The organism is Streptomyces sp. SID3212 (assembly GCF_009865405.1).
GTDB lineage: Bacteria > Actinomycetota > Actinomycetes > Streptomycetales > Streptomycetaceae > Streptomyces.
The window spans coordinates 1-1,341 of record NZ_WWJY01000855.1; the positions used below are offsets into that span (position 1 = coordinate 1).

A 1,341-nucleotide genomic window follows, 5' to 3' on the forward strand; every position below is an offset into this window, starting at 1 on the left:
CGTGACCCCGTGCGGCACCGGCTCGCCCTGCGGGCGGCGCGCCCGGTAGGCGGAACGGTAGGCCGCGGGGGAGGACCCCAGCTGCCGCCGGAAGTGGCCGCGCAGCGCCACGGGGGAGCGGAAGCCGCAGCGGCCCGCCACCTCGTCGACCGAGTAGTCCGAGGTCTCCAGCAGCCGCTGGGCCTGGAGCACCCGCTGCGTGATCAGCCACTGGAGCGGCGCGCTGCCGGTGAGCGAGCGGAACCGCCGGTCGAAGGTCCGCCGGCTCATGTACGCGCGGGCCGCGAGCGTCTCCACGTCGAACTGCTCGTGCAGATGCTCCAGCGCCCAGGCCACCACCTCGGCCAGCGGGTCGGAGCCGATCTCCTCCGGCAGCGACCGGTCGAGATAGCGCTCCTGGCCGCCGCTGCGCCGCGGCGGCACCACCAGCCGGCGGGCCAGCGCGCCCGCGGCCTCCGCGCCGTGGTCCGTCCGGACTATGTGCAGACACAGATCGATTCCGGCCGCCGTGCCGGCGGACGTGAGCACGTCCCCGTCGTCGACGAACAGTTCGCGCGGGTCCACATGGACGGACGGATAGCGCTTGGCCAGCGTCGGCGCGTACATCCAGTGGGTGGTGGCCGGCCGGCCGTCCAGCAGACCGGCCGCCGCCAGCACGAAAGCGCCGGTGCACAGACCCACGATCCGCGCGCCCTCCTCATGCGCCCGGCGTAGCGCGTCGAGCGCTTCCGGGGGCGGCGGTGAGGTGATGGACCGCCAGGCCGGTACGACCACCGTGCCTGCTCTGCTGATGGCCTCCAGGCCGTACGGCGCGCTCAGTTCGAGTCCGCCGGTGGTCCGCAGCGGTCCTTCCTCTCCGGCGCAGACCAACAGGCGGTAGCGCGGAACCCCGGCGTCCTGGCGGTCGATTCCGAACACGGAGAGGGGGATGGAACTCTCGAAGATGGGCCCACCGCTGAAAAGCAGCACGGCGACAACTTCCCGGCGCCTGCGCCCGGAAAGCTTCCGTGCCGACTCCGGTGCGGCAGTGGAGTCCTGGCTCATGTCGCTAAGCCCCCCTCGGTGTTCGCGTCTCCCCGTTCTTGTCGGGCCTCTCGCTCCTGCACGATTCCCCTCGGTTCTGCACGGGTCCCCAGCCTTGGATCCTCATGATCGAATCTACTGTGTCCCGTGGTGCCGGCGTGACAAGTTCTCCCACCGGCGTTATGTCGACAAGGCAACTTGGCGCGAAGCATTCGATCACGAAGCGTTCCACTCGCGGGCCGCGCAGGGAAGTGGGCCTCGCGCGCATGGCCCGTCCCCGTAGGGTGCGGAGGACCGGTTCAGTCCTTTCTTCCCAGG

At 71.1% G+C, this 1,341-nt stretch carries 1 protein-coding gene; it reads right to left on the reverse strand.

The window, feature by feature from the left end:
• Nucleotides 1–1,044 (reverse strand): helix-turn-helix domain-containing protein (locus GT042_RS25810; protein ID WP_161311128.1); only part of this gene is annotated, 1,044 nt, incomplete at its 3' end.
• Nucleotides 1,045–1,341 lie beyond the last annotated feature (297 nt).